This is a genomic window from Gordonia sp. SL306 (genome assembly GCF_026625785.1).
Taxonomy (GTDB): domain Bacteria; phylum Actinomycetota; class Actinomycetes; order Mycobacteriales; family Mycobacteriaceae; genus Gordonia.
On sequence record NZ_CP113063.1, the window covers coordinates 5,188,173 to 5,205,020 of the forward strand.

Sequence of the window (16,848 nt, forward strand, 5' to 3'; positions counted from 1 at the left end):
TGCCAGCCCTCGGCAGGAACTCATCCGACAGCTCAACAAGGTCCGCGGTCGTCTCCAAGCGGAGTTCGAGCTAGCGGAGATGGTTCGCGCGGCCCGTGAAAAGCGCAGAGGCTGTCAAGGACATCGAAAAAGAGGCAAGGTCGGCAGCGGGAGGTATCGCAAGTGCGACTCTCGCGCAGCACTTCGCGAAGTTCGCAGCCAACCATCGCAAGTCGTCTCAGCTGTGGTCTGCGTTGACGATAGTTAGCCTCCTGGCCGTTGCAGCTATTGCTGCCCTTGTACTCTTCCTCGGCAACGACTCCGACGCTAGCCCTTGGGCAGAACTGCTGCATCTTGCGTTAACACTTCCGTTCGCGGCGATGGCGGGCTGGGCGTCACAGGTCGCCGGTCGCCACCGCGACCAGTGGGCATGGGCGGCGGCGACGGAAGCGCAGCTCATGACTGCACCCCTCTACGCCGAAGCACTCAATGATCCGCAGAGCCGATCCGACTTGCTCACACAATTTGGCCAGCGAATGCTGAGCGCGCCGGTCACACGCACGCCCAGCGAATCCGAGACAGCCTCGTTACTTGCCGGGCTGCAGTCGGTGATCGTCGAACTCGGCGAGAAGAACAGGGATTGACGCACTCTCCTTCGGCGGCGATGCGGGACGGCGGGAAAGATCGCGGAAGCTATCTATGCCCCTCGGAATTTCTCAACCCAACCTGCCTGAGACAGATGCTGGTTGGTTGTTCTTCTGTGGTTGATGCCAACGATGGTCGGGAGTTCGGAGGGCTTCCTGACGCAGGGGCGAGCTTTCTTCATCATTCCCATAAACAGCAGGTCAGCGGCGCCGGGGGGATCGATCCCGCTCATGGATGGGCGAGTAGGTCGGAGACTCCAGGAACCACTCCGCACCCAATGGTCGAGTCCTCTCATCTATTTGAACTCGTCCTACTTTTACGCCGATAAGATACATTATGTCAAGTAAACACACTGCATATCGCATTGCTCAGCAACGGAACTCAAGTGCCCCACCCACCACCATCCCAACCTGCGCATGACGTCATCGCGCAAGTCCCAGAAACGCCATCAACGAGCGTTCGACTTCAACGAGCTGTTCGGATGTCAGACGGCCGACACGCGTCTGAACATTCGACCGTCGTACCGCGGTTAGCTTGTCAACCATCACGTCACTGTCCCGCTCGAGGCCCGAGATCGCATCGCGATCACCCGGGATACGAATCCGCAACAAGGGCGCATCGATGAGCTGGCTCGTCATCGGCGCAACTACCACCGACAGAGTCGAATCGAAAAGGTCATCCTGCACGATGACGGCCGGCCGCGGTTTGGATGCATACACACCACCCGCAACGGTCCAGATTTCGCCGCGAATCACGCCTCGTCGTCCCAAGGCGCAGCGACAGCCTCGACGAAATCCTGCTCATCCCCATCGGCGTCGGCCTCTGCCACGAGAACCGACTGCCTGTGGGCTTGCGCGGCAAACTCTGGCGTTCGTACGTCAGGAACCCAGACCTGCAACGGTCGCAAACCTCGCTCACGCATCCGGCGCCGGTACTCGCCAACCCTGTCCCTCACTGCCATGCCCACATGTTACATGTAACGCTCCGGACTGGCCAGGGTGCGCAGCCCCGAGTTGGATATGCAGGAATCGAATATGCAAGGTTACCAGTACATCCTGCATATCGCATTGCGCCGCACTAGTATTCATGCCACCACCACCCCTGGTCGGGCGCCCTTTTCTGTTCAGCGCTCAGACTGTGACGACCTCAACGAGGTCGTCGAGCCCGATCAGATCCGACGGATTGCGCGTGTACAGGCGGGCATCGTGGGCATGGGCGGTGGCGGCGATCAGCAGGTCCAGTGACCGTGCGCGGGGCTGACGGCCCGCCTCGACGACCGCGGCTGCCACCCTGCCGTAGCTGTCGGCGACCGAATCGTCGACCGGCAACGCGTCGAAGGTCCGCTCGATGAACAACAGCCGCCGCAACCGCTCGGCGCGCGCAGCACTCGACTTGGCCACCAGCACCCCGAAGTGCAACTCGCCCAAGGTGATTACGCTAAGTGCCAACTCCCCCGGGATCGGCTGAACATCGGTGGCGATGACGACACTGGTGTCAAGAACGCCCCTCACTGCGGCCCCCACGGATCACGCACGCCGTGATCCACCGCGGCCGTGTCCTCGGCCCACTCCAGGTCGGCAGGGCCGGCGAACAACTTCTCCACATCGGCCCAGTCCCGCCACGTATTGGTCGTCGCAGGCACCAACCGCGCACTGGGCCGTCCCGAAACGGTGATCGTGATCTCCTCGCCTGCCTCCACTCGTCGCACCAGATCGGAGGCATCCTGGCGCAATTCACGTAATCCCACACTGCCCATAACCCCAGTGTAGCACCAGTGCTACACTGGGGTTATGGGCACGCCAAGGGCAACCACCTGAGTTCAGGTACACCGAGAGCTATCGGCATGCCAGTTGCGCGATGTCAATCGCCGCCGGTGTCGGTGTGTGGATGCGACAGCCATGTGTGCTGGAAATGGTTATCGGACTTCCGGCGGCGGAGATCCTCAAGTGGTTCTCGTGTCGCGCGAAACGAACGATGCGGTTCGGGTGGGTGTCGAACCGATAGGTGAAACCCCACAACTCTCCGTGAGTGGCAACGGTGTCGTTCACCCAGGTGCTCGGATTCCCCGGAACGGGTGCGAAGAAGTCCCAGGCGATGGCATCGCGCAGTTCGCGCCGGAAGTTGGCGAAATCGTGGATACCCGCGTGCAATTGAGCTGTCACCGGTACTCCGGCCGCGCGCAACGCCCTGGCGTATGACTCGAATCCCGGGCGTATCAATCCGATTTCACCGGGGTAGTCGCTCACGATGTTGTTGTCGTTGGGTTCACCGTCACTGGTCGGCGTGCCATCTCCGCTCGCGACAAACACGCGGGTCTTCGTCAGATTCGCGGCGAGACGGACGGGATTGTGTCCATACGCGTAAAAGCCCTCGAAGGGTCCGTAGACCTGGGTCAGGTCCAATGGTTTGCGCGCGTTGACTTGGGAGACCAGGCCGGCAGCATTCGGCATACCCGGGACGAGTTCGAGGTCGGTGAGACCGGAGATCGTCGCGACCGAACCGAAGAAGCCGGGGAGACGGCCGCCGAGGTAGGCGGCCCCGAGGCCACCCATCGAAACCCCGGCGAGCGCGTGCCACCGCCGCTCCTCGCGGATGGGATAGCGCTTGAGGATCTCCGGAATGACCACGTCGAGGTAGTAACTCTCCCAAGAGGGTTGACTCCTTCGGCCGCCATTCCACCAGTCGGTGTAGAAGCCGGTCGCACCCTCCGGCATGACGATGATGCCGGGGAAACCGGCGGCGGTCGTCCTGATCCGGCCCAGTTCTGAGTCAGACCAGGTCCGGTAGTCGCTGCTGGCACCGGCCAGCAGGATCAGAAGCGGATACTTCTTGTCAGGCGTGTATCCGCTGGGCAGTAGAACTTTGGCTCGTGGAGGTCCCGGGTAAGGGGCTGCGTGTTCTGCATTGAGGACTGACCCCAGCCACACATCCGCTACCTGACCCGGTTGTCCCGGAATCATGATCTCGACGAGGCGGTTGGACGGGGTTGCCATCGCAGTCGCTCCCCCATTGGCGATTACCGCCAGCAGCGTCGCCACCACGCATAACAGCGCGGCGACGACGCGTCGGCGAAACGGGCGTGCAGTGGGCGAGGCCGCCCATCGAACCTCTACCACGATCCGTCTGTGTGCCATTCTTCCTCAAGCCTTTTCGAATCCGTGGGCCATCATGGTGCCGAACAGGACGGCGGTTTGCTCGACGTCGAGGTCATTCGACTCGTCCAGGACAACCCGGACGGCCGCGTCGCAGGATGCCATGAATAGCTCGATCAGCGCGGGTAGCTTGCGATCGAGGTGCCCGGTGTGCCACCAACGCGTCATCGCGGGTGCGATCCACGCCGTAGCGGCGTCGGACACGGTCTTGCGTCCGGCCGCCACTCGTCGGCCGGCGGCGGACTCCGGGTGGGCGTCGAAGATGAGACGCCACGCTGCCGGACGATTGTCCACTGCGATCAGCAGCGCTCGGTAACCGTTGATGAATGCATCCACGGGATTATCACCCCGTGCACCATGAAGGGCCGCAAGTGTTTCGTCCACAAGGACACCCTCCTCGCGATCCAGCAAGGCGTCGAGCAACTCTTCACGACCAGGGAAGCACGCGTACACCACGGGACGCGTCGCGCCCAGCCTCGCCGCGACCTCGGCGATGCTGACTGCGGGAAGACCTTTTTCCAGGGCGATCTCGAGGGCGGCGTCGAGGACGAGCGGGCGTCGACGCTCGGGGCCGAGGTGCGGAGCCCGTTGTCGTGGTGAGGTGGTTCGGGTTGCCATGCCGCGAAGTCACTGACCTTTCCTGCGGGTTGATACAGCCCTACTACGAGACCGGGCGGTTGGTCGGAAGATTGATGAAGCTCGGTGAACGCGGATCGATCGTGATGGTCTGCGGGCGCAGTTGCGACTCGAGGAGAAGAGCGGGGATCATCATTCCCTTCGGGAAGTTGGCGGCAAAGATGTCTACCCGCAACCGATGGCCTGGTCGTAGGACGAGATCGGTTGGATTGAAGGCGATGTCGAGAACTGTCGGATCACCGGGAACAACCGGTTGGCGATCTGAGAGTGCCGTATACGGAACCGGTTTGATGTAGTCACCACCTGCGGATCTCCTCGATCGTGCAGCGTCGATCGCACGTAGGGATGCGGTCAGCTGACCCGATGTCACGACCGTGGGTTGCCCGTTCGGTGCGACATCGTTCAGGGTGGAGGTGAAGTATCCGTCGGTGGTCTGCAGTTGCGTGTTCAGGTGCAGGCTCACCGGTCCTGAAATCAGAGTTGGCGCAGTCACCGGTCGGGAGGTGAACGTTGCGGCGGCAACCTCGGAGATCCGGGCGTCTTTGGCGCAACCGTCTATGAAGCCCGCCACGCCTGCGGTGCCCTGAGCCGCATCGCGGGAACACACGGTGGCCAATCCCGGTGATACGACCGCATGCGCGCGATGGCGGGGCTTCTCCGGCGAGAGCGATCCGTCGAATGCGACGACGCCGACGCTCCTGCTGCGCGCGCCGGTCAGATATTGGCGCCCATAGGTCATCCCTGGTCGCGGATAGCTCGAGGCACTCGTCCACGCACCGCCCTGCTGATAGAGGGTGGCCGGGCTGAATCGGTCGATGCCGTTGTCAATACCCTTGAGCCACTTGTCGAACCATGCGCGCTGAAGGACATCCAGACGAGGAGGGGCGCCGGTGGAACCGAGGCCGGAGCCGATGGTCGAGTGGTACCAATTGCCCATCAAGAGCTTCTTCTGTGCAGGTGGCAACCCGATGGCCGCGACGATGTCGGGTTCGGAGTTCGTGAACAGATCATGCCACCCGCCGACCAGGAACGTGGGAACTCGGATCCGTTCCGGATGCCCGAGAATCCCCTGTCGGAACGGACGATTCGGGTCGATGATGCGTTTGACATCGGGTGGAATGTTCTTGACACTCGCGGTGAAGAATGCGCGCAGCAACGTATCGAAAAAGGTGATCGGACTCGACACGCGATCAGCGAGCCACCTCCAGTCGAACTGGCCGGTCACGATCGACTGGACGTCGGGTAACCATTTGAGGGTGTTGACCGCGGCGACCCACATCGGAATGAAGCCGACAGCAATTCCGCCACCGGGTGCGATGACATCCTGGAGAACATCACTGCCGGGTGCTGCGGCGAACACGGCCTTGATCGCCGAGTTCGGCTGCTCGGCACCTTGAAGCGCATTGATCGCCCCATAGGAGAGGCCGGTGGCTCCAACCGTCCCCGTCGACCACCGCTGGCGTGCTGCCCATTGGCTGACCTCGGCCACATCTCGTTGCTCTCGCTCGCCGGCACCGGTCCACACTCCTTGTGAGAATCCCGTGCCGCGGACGTCGATCACGACCTGCACGTAACCGGATCTGACCAACTGACGATCCACTGCGACGGTCCGGGCCACACCGCCGGTGAGAACGCGAAGCTGCTCACCGACCGCAGAGAGCGGGGTGCCGGAAAGATTGAACAGGTCGAATCGGTTGATCACCTGGATGATTGGGTCGTACAGACCAGGAATCGCCGTGGCCGATTCCATCAGCATATAGAGCAACTTGGTATACGGCGTCATGTTGACAACGGTCGGCAGTCGCCGGGTGACGATACGTCCGGACGCATCCATTGGCCGATACACGTTGGCCTTCAACACGGTTCCGTCGCTCATCCGGATCGGCACATCCCAGTCGATGTGCACCCCCGGATACTTCTGTGGCCGGTCCGCGGTCGCGGTCCACTGAGCCGCGAGTGCCGCATCGGTGGCCAGTGGTGCGGCCTGCGAGGTCGGAGCCGGCGCCGGGGAGATCATGATGAGGCAGATCGCCACGAGGCCTATCGCTAAGAGGGCCGCGGCCCGCGACCGCCGCCCTACCCCAGCGTCGAGCCCATGCGTGGTGGCCACGGCATGATGGTAACTCAATTTCCTTCAGTGGCGAAGGGTTTTCCTACAATAGTGAAGGAACTAGGGTTTGACCAGTCCACCAGCATTTGTTCGCCGACGATATCGACTGGAACAGACTTGACCAGTTCAACGTTATCGTTCCCAGTACCCGGACTGCTTATTGCACTGCGCTACATGGACATTCGCTTCAAGCGCCCGCTTCCACTGCCCGACGTCAGCCGGCGCAGGCCCCGCCGACTCGGCGCCACTCTTCATGGGTCAGGAGCGTAGCGTGCGCCGGACTTGTCAGCCGCTGACATCCCTCGGTCCACGGAGTCGGCACACCTCACCTCGCACGTAGCGTCCCCGTGTCCCGAGGCACGTGTGCGGCTTCCGCTCGATCAATCGGACACCAGCCAACGCCTGCGCTTGGTCGCGTAGTGACTTCGCAGTCGCGAACCGCGGACCGCACCGGCGTAACCGTCCTCTGTCAGAATCGACAGCGCCCGCGCAGTGTTCCCGTCGGGCCGGAAAGTGACCGCGTCAGCCAGTCCGATTGTCATAAGAATCTCAAGACATCGCGCCGGCATCTCGAGTCCTGGCAGCCTACGTCAGACCGGAGGGCACGATCTTGCCGTTGACCGTCACGGTGACCTCGCCGGTCTGGGTGTCCTCGGTGACCTTGCCGTTCTCAAAACTCGCCGATTGCACGGCACCATCAGTGGTCACGTCGCTGGTGGGAACTCCCAGAGGTCCCGGCGAGCCGTTCTTGCCGGTGAGCGACGGGGTGCCGTCAGGAGCACGCTCAGTGTTCCATGCGTCCCGAATCTTGCCCGACGTGATGATGTACGCCGGCGTCCCCGAGTCGTCGTTCTTCGCGATGATCACACCGCCTTGGAACTGCTGAAACACGACGCCACTCTCCCGGGTCCCAGCGTTGTGATCGCCGGTCAGCGGCTTGCCGAGCGCATCCTTCTGGGCGTCGGTCGCCGACGCGTACTTGACGGCGATCGGACCACCCAGTGTCACCACAACGTCGCGTTCGCCCGCGATTTCCACTGCGGCGGGCTTGGCCTGGGGCGTCGTATCCGCAACCGTGCCGGTGGTCGTATCTTCGCTCGTCGCTGCCGCCGATTCCGACACCACAGTCGCGGCCGACGAGACCTGCGACGCGGCGTCATCCGTCGTGGCATCGCTACCGCAGGCAGTGGCAACCAGCATGACCGCAAACAGGCCGGCGACGAATTGGGTGGGGCGGGAAACGATCTGCCTCATGAGTTCCTTTCGATCCTTCGACACATAGTCGATCCCACCAACGTGCCGCAAACCTTGGCGCACTTCGTCGTGCCACACTGTTCGCCCGCGTGAGAACCTCTGCACCTTATCCCGCGAACGGTCCTCTTGGCAGCGGGAGAGCAAGCCCAATATGCAGCAATCGAATCTACGGATTGCTAGTAATCCGCTGTATATTCCATTGGTAGTCAAAGCTTCTCGGCATCAATAGCCCGACGCCGAGCCGCAGATCCCCTACTGTCGATCGGGGTGGGTCACAGACCGGAGCTCAAGTCGCGGGATTCCCGCGAAGTCGGCTGGATTGCATGTGTAAAGCGGCAACGCATGGGCGATCGCGCTCGCCGCGATGAGTGCGTCGTACGCGCGCGCCGCAGGCTTACGCCCCGATGCGCGAAGTGCCGCCGCGACGGCGCCAAACGTCCGCGCACAGTCGCCATCAAACCGAAGAACATCAAAGTCCGCCTCGGCCTGCTGCAGGTGCTGCTGACGGGCGCTGCGCTCGGCATCGTCGCGCGCTACGTGCGGGAAAGCTCGGCGAGCGTGATCGCGCTGACAACCGATTCATCCGGAAGCTCGGATGGGTCAGATAGCTGACCGAGGAGAAGAACAGTTGAGGTATCCAACATCCCCTGCTTCGAACCTTGTGTCACAGTGACGGGTCGATCAGATCGTCGATGTCGCCCCGGAGCGCATCCGGACTCACCTGCGGAAGATTCTTACGGCGACGAATGAGTTCCGCTGGGCCGGCGCTGGTTCGAGGTAGGGGGTGGAGCTCAGCCACCGGCGCACCGTCGCGAGTGACGACGATGCGTTCTCCGTGCTCAACGCGGCGCAGGACTTCTCCCCCGTTGTTCCGTAGGTCGCGCACCGTCACCGTATCCATGCGAGCAAGTGCATCACCGGTGAGACGTCGGCACACGGCATCAGCCTGCACGGCTATCAGCAGCAACCCGTGGAAGCCCCGAGGACGTTGCACAGCGCATGCAGCGCATCGGGCCGGGCCCGGTAATAGACATTCATGCCACGCCGCTCGGGTGCGACCATGCCCGCCTTGCGCAGTTGACCCAGGTGATGACTGGTGGTGGCCTCGGTCAATCCGACCGTCGCCGCGAGATCGCAGGTACAGATGCCCTCCCCCGGCTCATCAGTCAGCAGAATCGAGAGCAGTTTGATCCGTACCGGATCGGCAAGGGCCTTGAGCCGCAACGCGATTTCCAGAGCGGCGTCATCCGCGAGCGGTGCCGCCGACACGGGGGCGCAGCAAATGGGTGCGCTGATATCGATCATCGGCAACGTCTTCGGCATGGTACGACCCTACTCGGCTTGTTGACATATGTCGAAAAGGTGTGCATGCTGGGTGACATCCCGATAGTTCGATATATGTCTCACAGGTAAAGGTGATTGATCATGTCCCGCATGCAGCTCGCACTCAATGTCGATGATCTTGATTCCGCGGTCGAGTTCTACTCGAAGCTGTTCAACACCGACCCGGCCAAACGCAAGCCCGGGTATGCGAACTTCGCGGTCGTCGACCCGCCGCTGAAGTTGGTGCTCCTGGAGAACCCCGGAGAGGGTGGCACGATCAACCATCTCGGCGTCGAGGTCGAATCCAGCGACGAGGTGCACGCCGAGATCGCCCGGCTATCCGGCGAGGGCTTGTTCACCCAGGAGGAGATCAACTCCACCTGTTGCTTCGCAACCCAGGACAAAGTGTGGGTGACGGGCCCGGCAAACGAAAAGTGGGAGATCTACACCGTGCTCGCCGATTCCGAGACCTTCGGGACCAGCCCGAAACTGCTGCAACAGAACGTAACTGATGACGCGGACGGAGTTTCGGCGTGCTGCGGCGGAAGCGCTGCCAACTCTGCTGATACCCGAACGGCGTGCTGCTGAAGGGGCCGCACCGTACGCCCTTGCGAACTATTCCAGGCGGTCGGCGAGGGCACGGATTCGGTCGGTGATGTCGTCACGTACCAGCCGCATCCGCTCGATGCCGTCGATACCACGATGCGAGGGTTCGTCGGTGTTCCACACCTGCAGATCAACCCCGGCTGGTGCGGTGACGTCTGCGGTACCGACGACGACCACCAGATCTGCCGCCAGCATCAGCTCCTCGGTCAGTCCGCGAGGCTGATGATGGCCACCGTCGGCACCGACCTCGGCAAGCACTTGGGCGGACAGCTCATTGATCTGAGCACCGGCCCTGGCGCTGGTGCCGGCCGAGGATGCAACGATGCGGTCGGTCACCGTGGGCGTGAGGCGTTCGGCCATCACCGATTTGCCCCGGTTGCTCACACACACGAACAACACCTTGGTGGGTTCAGGCATCGCGAACGCTCTCCCTCATCGAATCCGCGGGTAGGGCGAATCGGCGGCGCAGTGCCAAAGAGACATACACCAGCCCGATCAGTACCGGAACCTCGATCAGTGGACCGATCACGCCTGCCAGAGCCTGGCCCGAGGCGGCACCGTAGGTAGCGATCGCGACCGCGATGGCGAGTTCGAAGTTGTTGCCCGCGGCGGTGAACGCCAGAGTGGTTGTGCGCTCGTAGCCGAGTCCGAGGACCGCACCGAGGGCGAATCCGCCGCCCCACATGACGGCGAAGTAGATCAACAACGGCAGCGCGATCCGTACGACATCCCACGGCTGCGAGGTGATCTGTTCGCCCTGCAGGGCGAACAAGATGACGATGGTGAACAGCAGGCCATACAGCGCCCACGGCCCCAACCGGGGCAGGAACGACGCCTCGTACCACTCGCGCCCTTTCGCCCGCTCCCCCAGCCGCCGGGTCAGATAACCCGCAACGAGGGGGATGCCGAGGAAAATCAGCACCGATTTCGCGATCTGCCACGGCGAGGTATCGATGGTGGTCTGCTCCAGGCCGAGCCAGCCCGGCAGCACCGACAGGTAGAACCAGCCCAGCACGGCGAACATGACCACCTGGAACACCGAGTTCAACGCCACCAGCACCGCGGCGGCCTCCCGATCCCCGCATGCGAGGTCGTTCCAGATGATCACCATCGCGATGCACCGGGCCAAACCGACGATGATCAGCCCGGTCCGGTACTCCGGCAGGTCCGGCAACAGCAACCAGGCCAGGGCGAACATCAACGCGGGCCCGACAACCCAGTTCAACAGCAGCGACCCCGACAACAATCGGCGATCACCGGTCACTGAGTCCAGCCGGTCGTAGCGCACCTTCGCCAGCACCGGATACATCATGATCAACAAGCCCAACGCGATCGGCAACGAGATCCCGTTCACCTCGACGGCCGCCAGCCCGTCACCTAGGCCGGGCACACCGCGGCCCAGGAGCAAACCGACCCCCATCGCCGCACCTATCCACACCGGCAGGAACCGGTCGAGAGCCGAAAGCTTCCCCGCCACAGCGGTATCCGACGAGCTGCTCATTCGGGCACCTCACACGACCGCGATACCCCCACCACCGACGCCAGACCGCCGAGTAGATCGGCCAACTCGGCCAACGCATCGGTGTTCACCCGGTAATACACCCAAGTGGCCCGGCGTTCACTGGTCACCAGTCCCGCCTGGCGCAACACCTTCAGATGATGCGAGATCGTCGGCTGCGACAGATCGAATGGTCCCGAGATGTCGCACACGCACGCCTCACCACCCGGATGCTCCGCCACCTCCGACAACAACCGCAACCGCACCGGATCAGCGAGCGCCTTCAACGCCGGCGCCAGTGCCGACGCCTCTGCGGCACTCAACCCCAGGCCGGCGCCGGGGGCCAACAGGTTCTGCTTCGACATTCATCAATATTGACATCTATCGAATCAACCGTGCAAATGACAGTCGGCTATACCGACCAACGCGCACACTACCAACGAACCGTGTCATGGCGACACCGCCAGCCAAGGCGCACCCACCACGTCCCGCTCTCCCCCGCGGCCGGAAACCGTCATGCTGCGGTGTCGGTGAAGTAATCGCCGGTCTCGAGGTCCTCGAGAAGTGTCGCGTGGGCAGGGGCCCAATCGAGCAATTTGCGGGTTCGAGCGCTCGTGACCGGTGCGTCGACACCATACGCAACGCCGAGGAACGGGTTGTCGAAGTGTCGTGGAGCGTCCTCGGGTGCCAGCGAGCACGTCGGTACGCCGAGCATCGCGCCGACTTTCTCAGCGATGTGCTCGAATACGACGCCATCTTCACCGGCACCGTGCAAAACGCTTCCGGCTGGGGCATTTTCGACGGCGAGACGGAACAACCGCGCGGCGTCCCGCCGGTGAATCGCCGGCCACCGGTTCCGGCCTTCGCCGATGTAGGCGGACACGCCGGTCCTGCGAGCAGTCGCGACAAGCGTCGGGATGAAGCCGCGATCCTTCGGACCGTGAACTGTCGGCGCCAGTCGGACAACACTCGACCGCACGCCGCGCCCGGCAAATGCCAGACAAGCCTCTTCACCAGGGATTCGGTGCGCGCCCAGTGCCGAACTGTCCGTCGAATCCAGCTCACTGCTGACGCGGCCGGCCGGCATGACGAGGGTGCCCGAGGTACTCACAAATGGCTTGTTTGTTCCGACCAGCGCGTCGCCGAGCGCGACTGTGGCGGCGACATTGCGGAGTGTGAGGTCATCGAGATCCGAGAAGTCACCCGCGATACCCATATGCACCACACCGTCTGCGTGAACCGCTCCGGCGTGAAGTACGTCAGCATCATCCAAAGACCCACTGAGTGGCTTCGCCCCAAGCGCTTCGAGGCGTGCGGCGCTGGCGGTGGAACGGGCCAGTCCAGTGACAGCGTGCCCCGCTGCAATCAACTCGGCGACGATGGCAGGACCCGTTTGGCCGGTTCCGCCGGTTACGAAGATGTGCATGAGAACTCCCAGTGGCGGTACTTCAACAGTCGTAGTGTCTGTCACTGACACTACCACTGTCCAGTCAGTGACTGACACAACCCGTACCATCAGTACATGCCTCGAAGCGGAGAAGCAGCCCGGCAACGACTTCAAGCGGCGGCGCTCGATCTCTACGGTGAGCGCGGATTCGACTCGGTGACCGCGGCAGAGATCGCCGCCAGAGCCGGAGTCACCGAGCGCACGTATTTCCGGCATTTCGCCGACAAACGCGAGGTGCTCTTCGATGGTGAAGCACCGCTCCGAGAGGCCTTGTCTACTGCAGTAGAACGCGCTCCACGTGATCTGCCACCAGTGCCGACACTCTTGAGCGCCCTGCTTGCGGCCGCGGTTCCAAGACTTGAGGCGAACCGTGCCCTGACCGTGGCCAGGCATCAGGTCATCTCGGCATCCCCCGCGCTACGGGAGCGTGATCTGGCGAAGGCGGAATCCCTGACCTCCGCGCTCGCGGCGGCTCTCGAGCACCGGGGTGTCGGTGAACGCGCGGCACGCCTGGCGGCCGAGGTTGGCATGGTCACTTGGGCCCAAGCAGTGAACATCTGGCTGATCGAGCCGGTGATATCTCTGGCGACACACCTCGCGAATGAGTTCGATGCCCTCGCCGAACTGACCAGGCACATCAGCACCGAACGCGACCGTACTGAAGACCTCAGTACGCGTTCTTGATGACGAAGTAGGACCCGCGGATGGTGCCCGCGAGCTTCGACTTCTGCCGCGCGAACTTGAAAGTCGAGGCGAGCTCCTCGGGAATCTCCATGCCGTCGGAGAGTTTGAAGCCGACCGCCCGCTTCCCGCCGTCGTCGAGCGCATACATCACGTTGATCGACAGGCCGCTCTCGTAGAAGACGTAGGCCATCCGGATACCGTCGACCTCGAACTCAGTCGCCTCCAGAGGGCGAGAGCCGATGACGAGGCCTCGCTCCTCCTTGAGGATCCGATGTATCCAGTCGACGGTGGAAGTCGCTTCGTCCGCCGGCTCGACGGTGAAGACGTGGTCGTACTTGTTCTTGAAGTATCGCGCCTCGTTGGCCCGCAGCCCCGCCAGCGCCTCGGGCACCGGCGATGACTCGAGTCCGACGACTGAGACATTCTTGAAATCCACGGCGTATGCCATATTGACTGCCTTTCTGTCCGGTGAGGTCCTGCTCAGCTGCAGTGAGTTGGGGTCGTGACTCCGCTTCATCTCAAAGACTGCCAGTTCCGACCCGAGGCCGCCCCGAGTCCGGGTGATCGAGATGTGGGGAGTGGCAACGCCTGCGCCCTGCCTTGGTCTTCAGTCTTCGGTCTTCGCCCCATCCGACAGCCGGCACCCACTCGCGTTCACGGACCAGCGACCAGTACCGCCGCGAGGCCTTCTCGCAGATCCTTGACGAAATACTCGGGAACCTCCAGCGACGGGAAATGTCCTCCGTGCTCAGGCGAGTTCCATCGGACGATGTCTCGGTACCTCTCTTCGGCCCACGGACGCGGGCACTTCTCGATATCGCGGGGGTACATCGTGATTGCCGATGGGACGTCGACCCGAAGTTCGGGGTCGACCGAGTTGTGGCTTTCGTAGTAGATGCGCGCCGCCGATGCGCCGGTCCGCGTCAGCCAATACAGAGTGACGTCGTCGAGGACGCGGTCTCTGGAAATCGTCTCGAACGGACTGTCTTTCGTATCGGACCACTCAGCGAACTTGTCGAGGAGCCAGGCCAGCAGCCCGACCGGCGAATCGACGAGCGAGTACCCGATTGTCTGCGGTCGGGTCGCCTGCTGCTTCGCATACGCCGCGCGGTGGCGCCAGAAATCTCGGGTGTCCTCGGTCCACTTGCGCTCGGCCGCCGTCAGCCCTTCCGTCGACAACCCGGGCGGTGCCTCGGCGAACAGCGTGTGGATGCCGAGAACGTGTGTTGGGAACCTGCCGCCGAGGACCGTGGTGATATTGCCTCCCCAATCACCGCCGTGGGCCACGAACTTGCGGTAGCCGAGCCTGCCCATCAGTTCTACCCAAGCGGCCGCGATCTTTTCGGTCCCCCACCCGGTGGTGGTCGGTTTGTCGCTGTAGCCAAAGCCCGGTAACGACGGGACCACGACATGGAACGCCGGCGCATCCACGTCTTCCGGATCCGCCAGTTCCTCAACGATATCGACGAACTCGGCAATACTGCCTGGCCAACCGTGCGTCAAGATCAGTGGAGTGGCGTCTGCGCGCGCAGATCGCTTGTGCAGGAAGTGGATTCCCAGACCATCGATCGTGGTGCGAAACTGCCCGATCCGGTTGAGCCGGTCTTCGAAGGACCGCCAGTCGTACCCGGTGCGCCAGTAGTTCACGATCTCGACGAGATCGACGAGCGGAACGCCTTGTTCCCATCGACGTGGATCGGGTGCGGCGCGATAGACCGTCTCGGCTTCCGGTAGCCGGGCCGCGACAAGTCGCGCGTGCAGATCGTCGAGGTCAGCGTCGGTTGCGTGGGCATCGAATGCCTCCACGTCGCTGGTCGGACGGGCCATGAGATCGGTACCTCCGGATCATCGCGGAACCGGCACATGCATGGAACCGGCTAAGACAGTTCCACTGTAGTCCCGCCGTGCCCGATCGCAACCAGCTAAGGTGGTTCCATGCGAGCCGAGTTTCCAGACTTTCGCCTCGGTACCGAGCTGGCCACCAGCTTCACGGCAACGCTGACCGAGCGACAGGGCGACGCCGTAGAGCGCATTCCCACGCCGCAACGACTCGTCGACTGGCTGGCGGTGCACGGCCTCGCCGTGGAGTCCTGCACCACGGCCCAGCTCGATCACGCCCGGGAACTGAGGGAATCCATTCACGCCGCGGCGACGGCGACCGCGATCCAAGCCTCTCCCCCAGCGTCTGCCGTCCGAATCATCAACGCCTGCAGCGAACAAGGCCGGGCCGCGGCCATCCTGACACCCGACGGCAACCGTCAATGGCGGCTGAGCTCCGCTTCCTGTGTCGAAGATGCCCTCAGCGTGATCGCAGCCGACGCAATCAGCATCATCGCAGGCGAACGGACCGGCAGGTTGGCGTTGTGCGCATCACCAACCTGCCGAGCGGCCTTCTTCGACACCAGCCAGAGTCGCACCCGCAGATGGTGTGACATGAACACATGCGGGAATCGTCAGAAGAAGGCGCGCTTCAATGCCGGCCGGCGCAAGAATGCCGGATCAGCGGAATGATCTGCTGCCGCCGCACATCGCTCGAGAAGAGCTGTACACATGGCCGCACGGGCATCCGGTCACCGTGATAACGTCCGCCCACCACTGTGACAGTCCGACAACACACCTTCGAGGAAAGAAGCCGAATGTGGCCGCGGTGAATCGAGTAGTACCCAACCTCGACGTGTCGGACCTCCCCGAGGCAGTAGCCGAGCACCAAGCCGCGTTAGGACTCACGGTCTTGATGGACCACGGCTGGATTGTGACACTCGGCGATGAGGAAGGACACCAGCTCAGCCTCATGACCCGCGACGCGACCGGCCCGGCAAACCCAGCAGTCTCGATTTTTGTCGATGACGTCGATGAAGCGCTCCGAAAGGTACAGGAACAAGGCCTCGAGGTGGTGCACCCCCGAACGGACGAGCCTTGGGGTGTCACGAGGTTCTTCTATCGTGACAGCAGCGGAAATGTGGTCAACGTCGGAATGCACACCATCGTCGGGTAGCGGTGCACAGAAGCGCACGAGAATAAGGTGACTCCGCGAGAATGCTGATCGAACGGGCGAACTACGACGACCCCGCCCTCCAGGCGTTCTTGCGGGCACATATTGACGACATCGCGCCCACTGCGCCGAGCGACAGTCAACATGCGCTGACCATCCACGAGATGAGGGAATCACCAGGATTCAGGTTATGGGTCGCGTACCTCGACGACGAGCTCGTGGGCACGGTCGGGCTCGGGCCGGTAACTGAAGGTCACGAGGAATTGAAGAGCATGAGGACGGCGCCCCATCGACGCGGCAGCGGGATAGGACGGGCTCTCCTCGACCATGCGTTGGCCGACGCCAGAGGCCGCGGAGTGCACCGCGTGTCCCTGGAGACCGGCAGCATGGCTCATTTCGCGCCCGCTCGAACGCTGTACGTCCGAGCAGGATTCGTCGCGTGCGGCGCCTTCGGTGCATATCCCGCCGACGATCCGAACAGCACATTCATGACGATGGTCGTGGACTGACACCCGCTCGGTC

24 protein-coding genes and 1 pseudogene are annotated in these 16,848 nt (G+C 62.9%); 6 read left to right on the forward strand and 19 right to left on the reverse strand.

Annotated features, from left to right (window positions below):
* Positions 1-95: 95 nt before the first annotated feature.
* Positions 96-623, forward strand: coding sequence for a hypothetical protein (locus tag OVA31_RS23795; RefSeq protein ID WP_267628987.1), 528 nt, complete (start codon positions 96-98; stop codon positions 621-623).
* A gap of 423 nt (positions 624-1,046) precedes the next feature.
* On the opposite strand, the gene OVA31_RS23800 is transcribed toward OVA31_RS23795, so the two are convergent.
* The 13 genes and pseudogenes from OVA31_RS23800 to OVA31_RS23860 form a co-directional block, all read right to left on the reverse strand.
* Complete coding sequence (locus tag OVA31_RS23800) at positions 1,047-1,379, reverse strand: type II toxin-antitoxin system PemK/MazF family toxin (RefSeq protein WP_267628988.1); 333 nt, start codon at positions 1,377-1,379, stop codon at positions 1,047-1,049.
* Positions 1,376-1,585 carry an antitoxin MazE-like protein gene (locus tag OVA31_RS23805; RefSeq protein WP_267628989.1) on the reverse strand — a complete coding sequence of 70 codons (210 nt, stop codon included), beginning with the start codon at positions 1,583-1,585 and terminating at the stop codon, positions 1,376-1,378. Before OVA31_RS23805 ends, OVA31_RS23800 begins: the two co-directional genes overlap by 4 nt.
* Before the next feature lie 169 nt (positions 1,586-1,754).
* Entirely contained in the window at positions 1,755-2,147 is a 393-nt protein-coding gene (locus tag OVA31_RS23810; protein WP_324290154.1) for a type II toxin-antitoxin system VapC family toxin, read from the reverse strand.
* Complete coding sequence (locus OVA31_RS23815; RefSeq protein WP_267628991.1) at positions 2,132-2,380, reverse strand: type II toxin-antitoxin system Phd/YefM family antitoxin; 249 nt, start codon at positions 2,378-2,380, stop codon at positions 2,132-2,134. The genes OVA31_RS23810 and OVA31_RS23815 overlap by 16 nt, the downstream gene beginning before the upstream one ends.
* Positions 2,381-2,459: 79 nt before the next feature.
* A complete protein-coding gene (locus tag OVA31_RS23820) occupies positions 2,460-3,617 on the reverse strand; it encodes an alpha/beta hydrolase (protein ID WP_267628992.1) in 1,158 nt (385 codons plus the stop codon).
* Between the two features lie 147 nt (positions 3,618-3,764).
* On the reverse strand, positions 3,765-4,112 hold the full coding sequence (locus tag OVA31_RS23825) for a hypothetical protein (RefSeq protein WP_267631707.1): 348 nt from the start codon (positions 4,110-4,112) through the stop codon (positions 3,765-3,767).
* 132 nt (positions 4,113-4,244) lie between these two features.
* A pseudogene (locus tag OVA31_RS23830) lies at positions 4,245-4,394 on the reverse strand (TetR/AcrR family transcriptional regulator); the annotation flags it as partial.
* A gap of 43 nt (positions 4,395-4,437) precedes the next feature.
* A complete protein-coding gene (locus OVA31_RS23835) occupies positions 4,438-6,522 on the reverse strand; it encodes a CocE/NonD family hydrolase (RefSeq protein WP_267628993.1) in 2,085 nt (694 codons plus the stop codon).
* Positions 6,523-6,902: 380 nt separating this feature from the next.
* Positions 6,903-7,064: a hypothetical protein gene (locus OVA31_RS23840; RefSeq protein ID WP_267628994.1), complete on the reverse strand. Its 162-nt coding sequence runs from the start codon at positions 7,062-7,064 to the stop codon at positions 6,903-6,905.
* 43 nt (positions 7,065-7,107) lie between these two features.
* A complete protein-coding gene (locus OVA31_RS23845; protein ID WP_267631686.1) occupies positions 7,108-7,776 on the reverse strand; it encodes an LGFP repeat-containing protein in 669 nt (222 codons plus the stop codon).
* A gap of 252 nt (positions 7,777-8,028) precedes the next feature.
* Entirely contained in the window at positions 8,029-8,355 is a 327-nt protein-coding gene (locus OVA31_RS23850) for a PIN domain-containing protein (RefSeq protein ID WP_324290240.1), read from the reverse strand.
* Positions 8,356-8,440: 85 nt separating this feature from the next.
* Positions 8,441-8,677: a type II toxin-antitoxin system Phd/YefM family antitoxin gene (locus OVA31_RS23855; protein WP_267628995.1), complete on the reverse strand. Its 237-nt coding sequence runs from the start codon at positions 8,675-8,677 to the stop codon at positions 8,441-8,443.
* A 56-nt stretch (positions 8,678-8,733) separates the two neighbouring features.
* Positions 8,734-9,099 (reverse strand): Rv2640c family ArsR-like transcriptional regulator, encoded by a 366-nt coding sequence (locus OVA31_RS23860; protein WP_267628996.1) that lies wholly within the window; start codon positions 9,097-9,099, stop codon positions 8,734-8,736.
* A gap of 102 nt (positions 9,100-9,201) precedes the next feature.
* On the opposite strand from OVA31_RS23860, the gene OVA31_RS23865 reads away from it, so the two are divergent.
* The gene (locus tag OVA31_RS23865; RefSeq protein WP_267628997.1) at positions 9,202-9,687 is read left to right on the forward strand and encodes an ArsI/CadI family heavy metal resistance metalloenzyme; all 486 of its coding nucleotides are present in this window, start codon (positions 9,202-9,204) and stop codon (positions 9,685-9,687) included.
* A gap of 27 nt (positions 9,688-9,714) precedes the next feature.
* Here the strand turns inward: OVA31_RS23865 and OVA31_RS23870 are convergent, their stop codons facing one another.
* The 4 genes from OVA31_RS23870 to OVA31_RS23885 all read right to left on the reverse strand — a co-directional run bounded on the left by OVA31_RS23870 (position 9,715) and on the right by OVA31_RS23885 (position 12,629).
* Positions 9,715-10,122 carry a low molecular weight phosphatase family protein gene (locus OVA31_RS23870; protein WP_267628998.1) on the reverse strand — a complete coding sequence of 136 codons (408 nt, stop codon included), beginning with the start codon at positions 10,120-10,122 and terminating at the stop codon, positions 9,715-9,717.
* The gene (gene arsB / locus OVA31_RS23875) at positions 10,115-11,206 is read right to left on the reverse strand and encodes an ACR3 family arsenite efflux transporter (RefSeq protein WP_267628999.1); all 1,092 of its coding nucleotides are present in this window, start codon (positions 11,204-11,206) and stop codon (positions 10,115-10,117) included. The genes OVA31_RS23870 and arsB overlap by 8 nt, the downstream gene beginning before the upstream one ends.
* Positions 11,203-11,568: an ArsR/SmtB family transcription factor gene (locus OVA31_RS23880; protein ID WP_267629000.1), complete on the reverse strand. Its 366-nt coding sequence runs from the start codon at positions 11,566-11,568 to the stop codon at positions 11,203-11,205. Before OVA31_RS23880 ends, arsB begins: the two co-directional genes overlap by 4 nt.
* A 149-nt stretch (positions 11,569-11,717) precedes the next feature.
* Positions 11,718-12,629, reverse strand: coding sequence for an SDR family oxidoreductase (locus OVA31_RS23885; protein ID WP_267631687.1), 912 nt, complete (start codon positions 12,627-12,629; stop codon positions 11,718-11,720).
* Between the two features lie 177 nt (positions 12,630-12,806).
* Between OVA31_RS23885 and OVA31_RS23890 the strand changes: the two genes are divergently transcribed.
* Positions 12,807-13,334, forward strand: coding sequence for a TetR family transcriptional regulator (locus OVA31_RS23890; protein ID WP_420714117.1), 528 nt, complete (start codon positions 12,807-12,809; stop codon positions 13,332-13,334).
* On the opposite strand, the gene OVA31_RS23895 is transcribed toward OVA31_RS23890, so the two are convergent.
* Together OVA31_RS23895 and OVA31_RS23900 are read right to left on the reverse strand one after the other, a co-directional pair.
* Positions 13,318-13,782 (reverse strand): phage tail protein, encoded by a 465-nt coding sequence (locus OVA31_RS23895; protein WP_267629002.1) that lies wholly within the window; start codon positions 13,780-13,782, stop codon positions 13,318-13,320. The genes OVA31_RS23890 and OVA31_RS23895 overlap by 17 nt on opposite strands.
* A gap of 206 nt (positions 13,783-13,988) precedes the next feature.
* Positions 13,989-15,161 carry an epoxide hydrolase family protein gene (locus tag OVA31_RS23900; RefSeq protein ID WP_267629003.1) on the reverse strand — a complete coding sequence of 391 codons (1,173 nt, stop codon included), beginning with the start codon at positions 15,159-15,161 and terminating at the stop codon, positions 13,989-13,991.
* 108 nt (positions 15,162-15,269) lie between these two features.
* Between OVA31_RS23900 and OVA31_RS23905 the strand changes: the two genes are divergently transcribed.
* The 3 genes from OVA31_RS23905 (at position 15,270) to OVA31_RS23915 (ending at position 16,835) form a co-directional block, all read left to right on the forward strand.
* Positions 15,270-15,845: a CGNR zinc finger domain-containing protein gene (locus tag OVA31_RS23905; RefSeq protein ID WP_267629004.1), complete on the forward strand. Its 576-nt coding sequence runs from the start codon at positions 15,270-15,272 to the stop codon at positions 15,843-15,845.
* Positions 15,846-15,972: 127 nt separating this feature from the next.
* The gene (locus OVA31_RS23910) at positions 15,973-16,329 is read left to right on the forward strand and encodes a VOC family protein (protein ID WP_267629005.1); all 357 of its coding nucleotides are present in this window, start codon (positions 15,973-15,975) and stop codon (positions 16,327-16,329) included.
* 41 nt (positions 16,330-16,370) lie between these two features.
* Positions 16,371-16,835 carry a GNAT family N-acetyltransferase gene (locus OVA31_RS23915; RefSeq protein WP_267629006.1) on the forward strand — a complete coding sequence of 155 codons (465 nt, stop codon included), beginning with the start codon at positions 16,371-16,373 and terminating at the stop codon, positions 16,833-16,835.
* Positions 16,836-16,848: the final 13 nt, after the last annotated feature.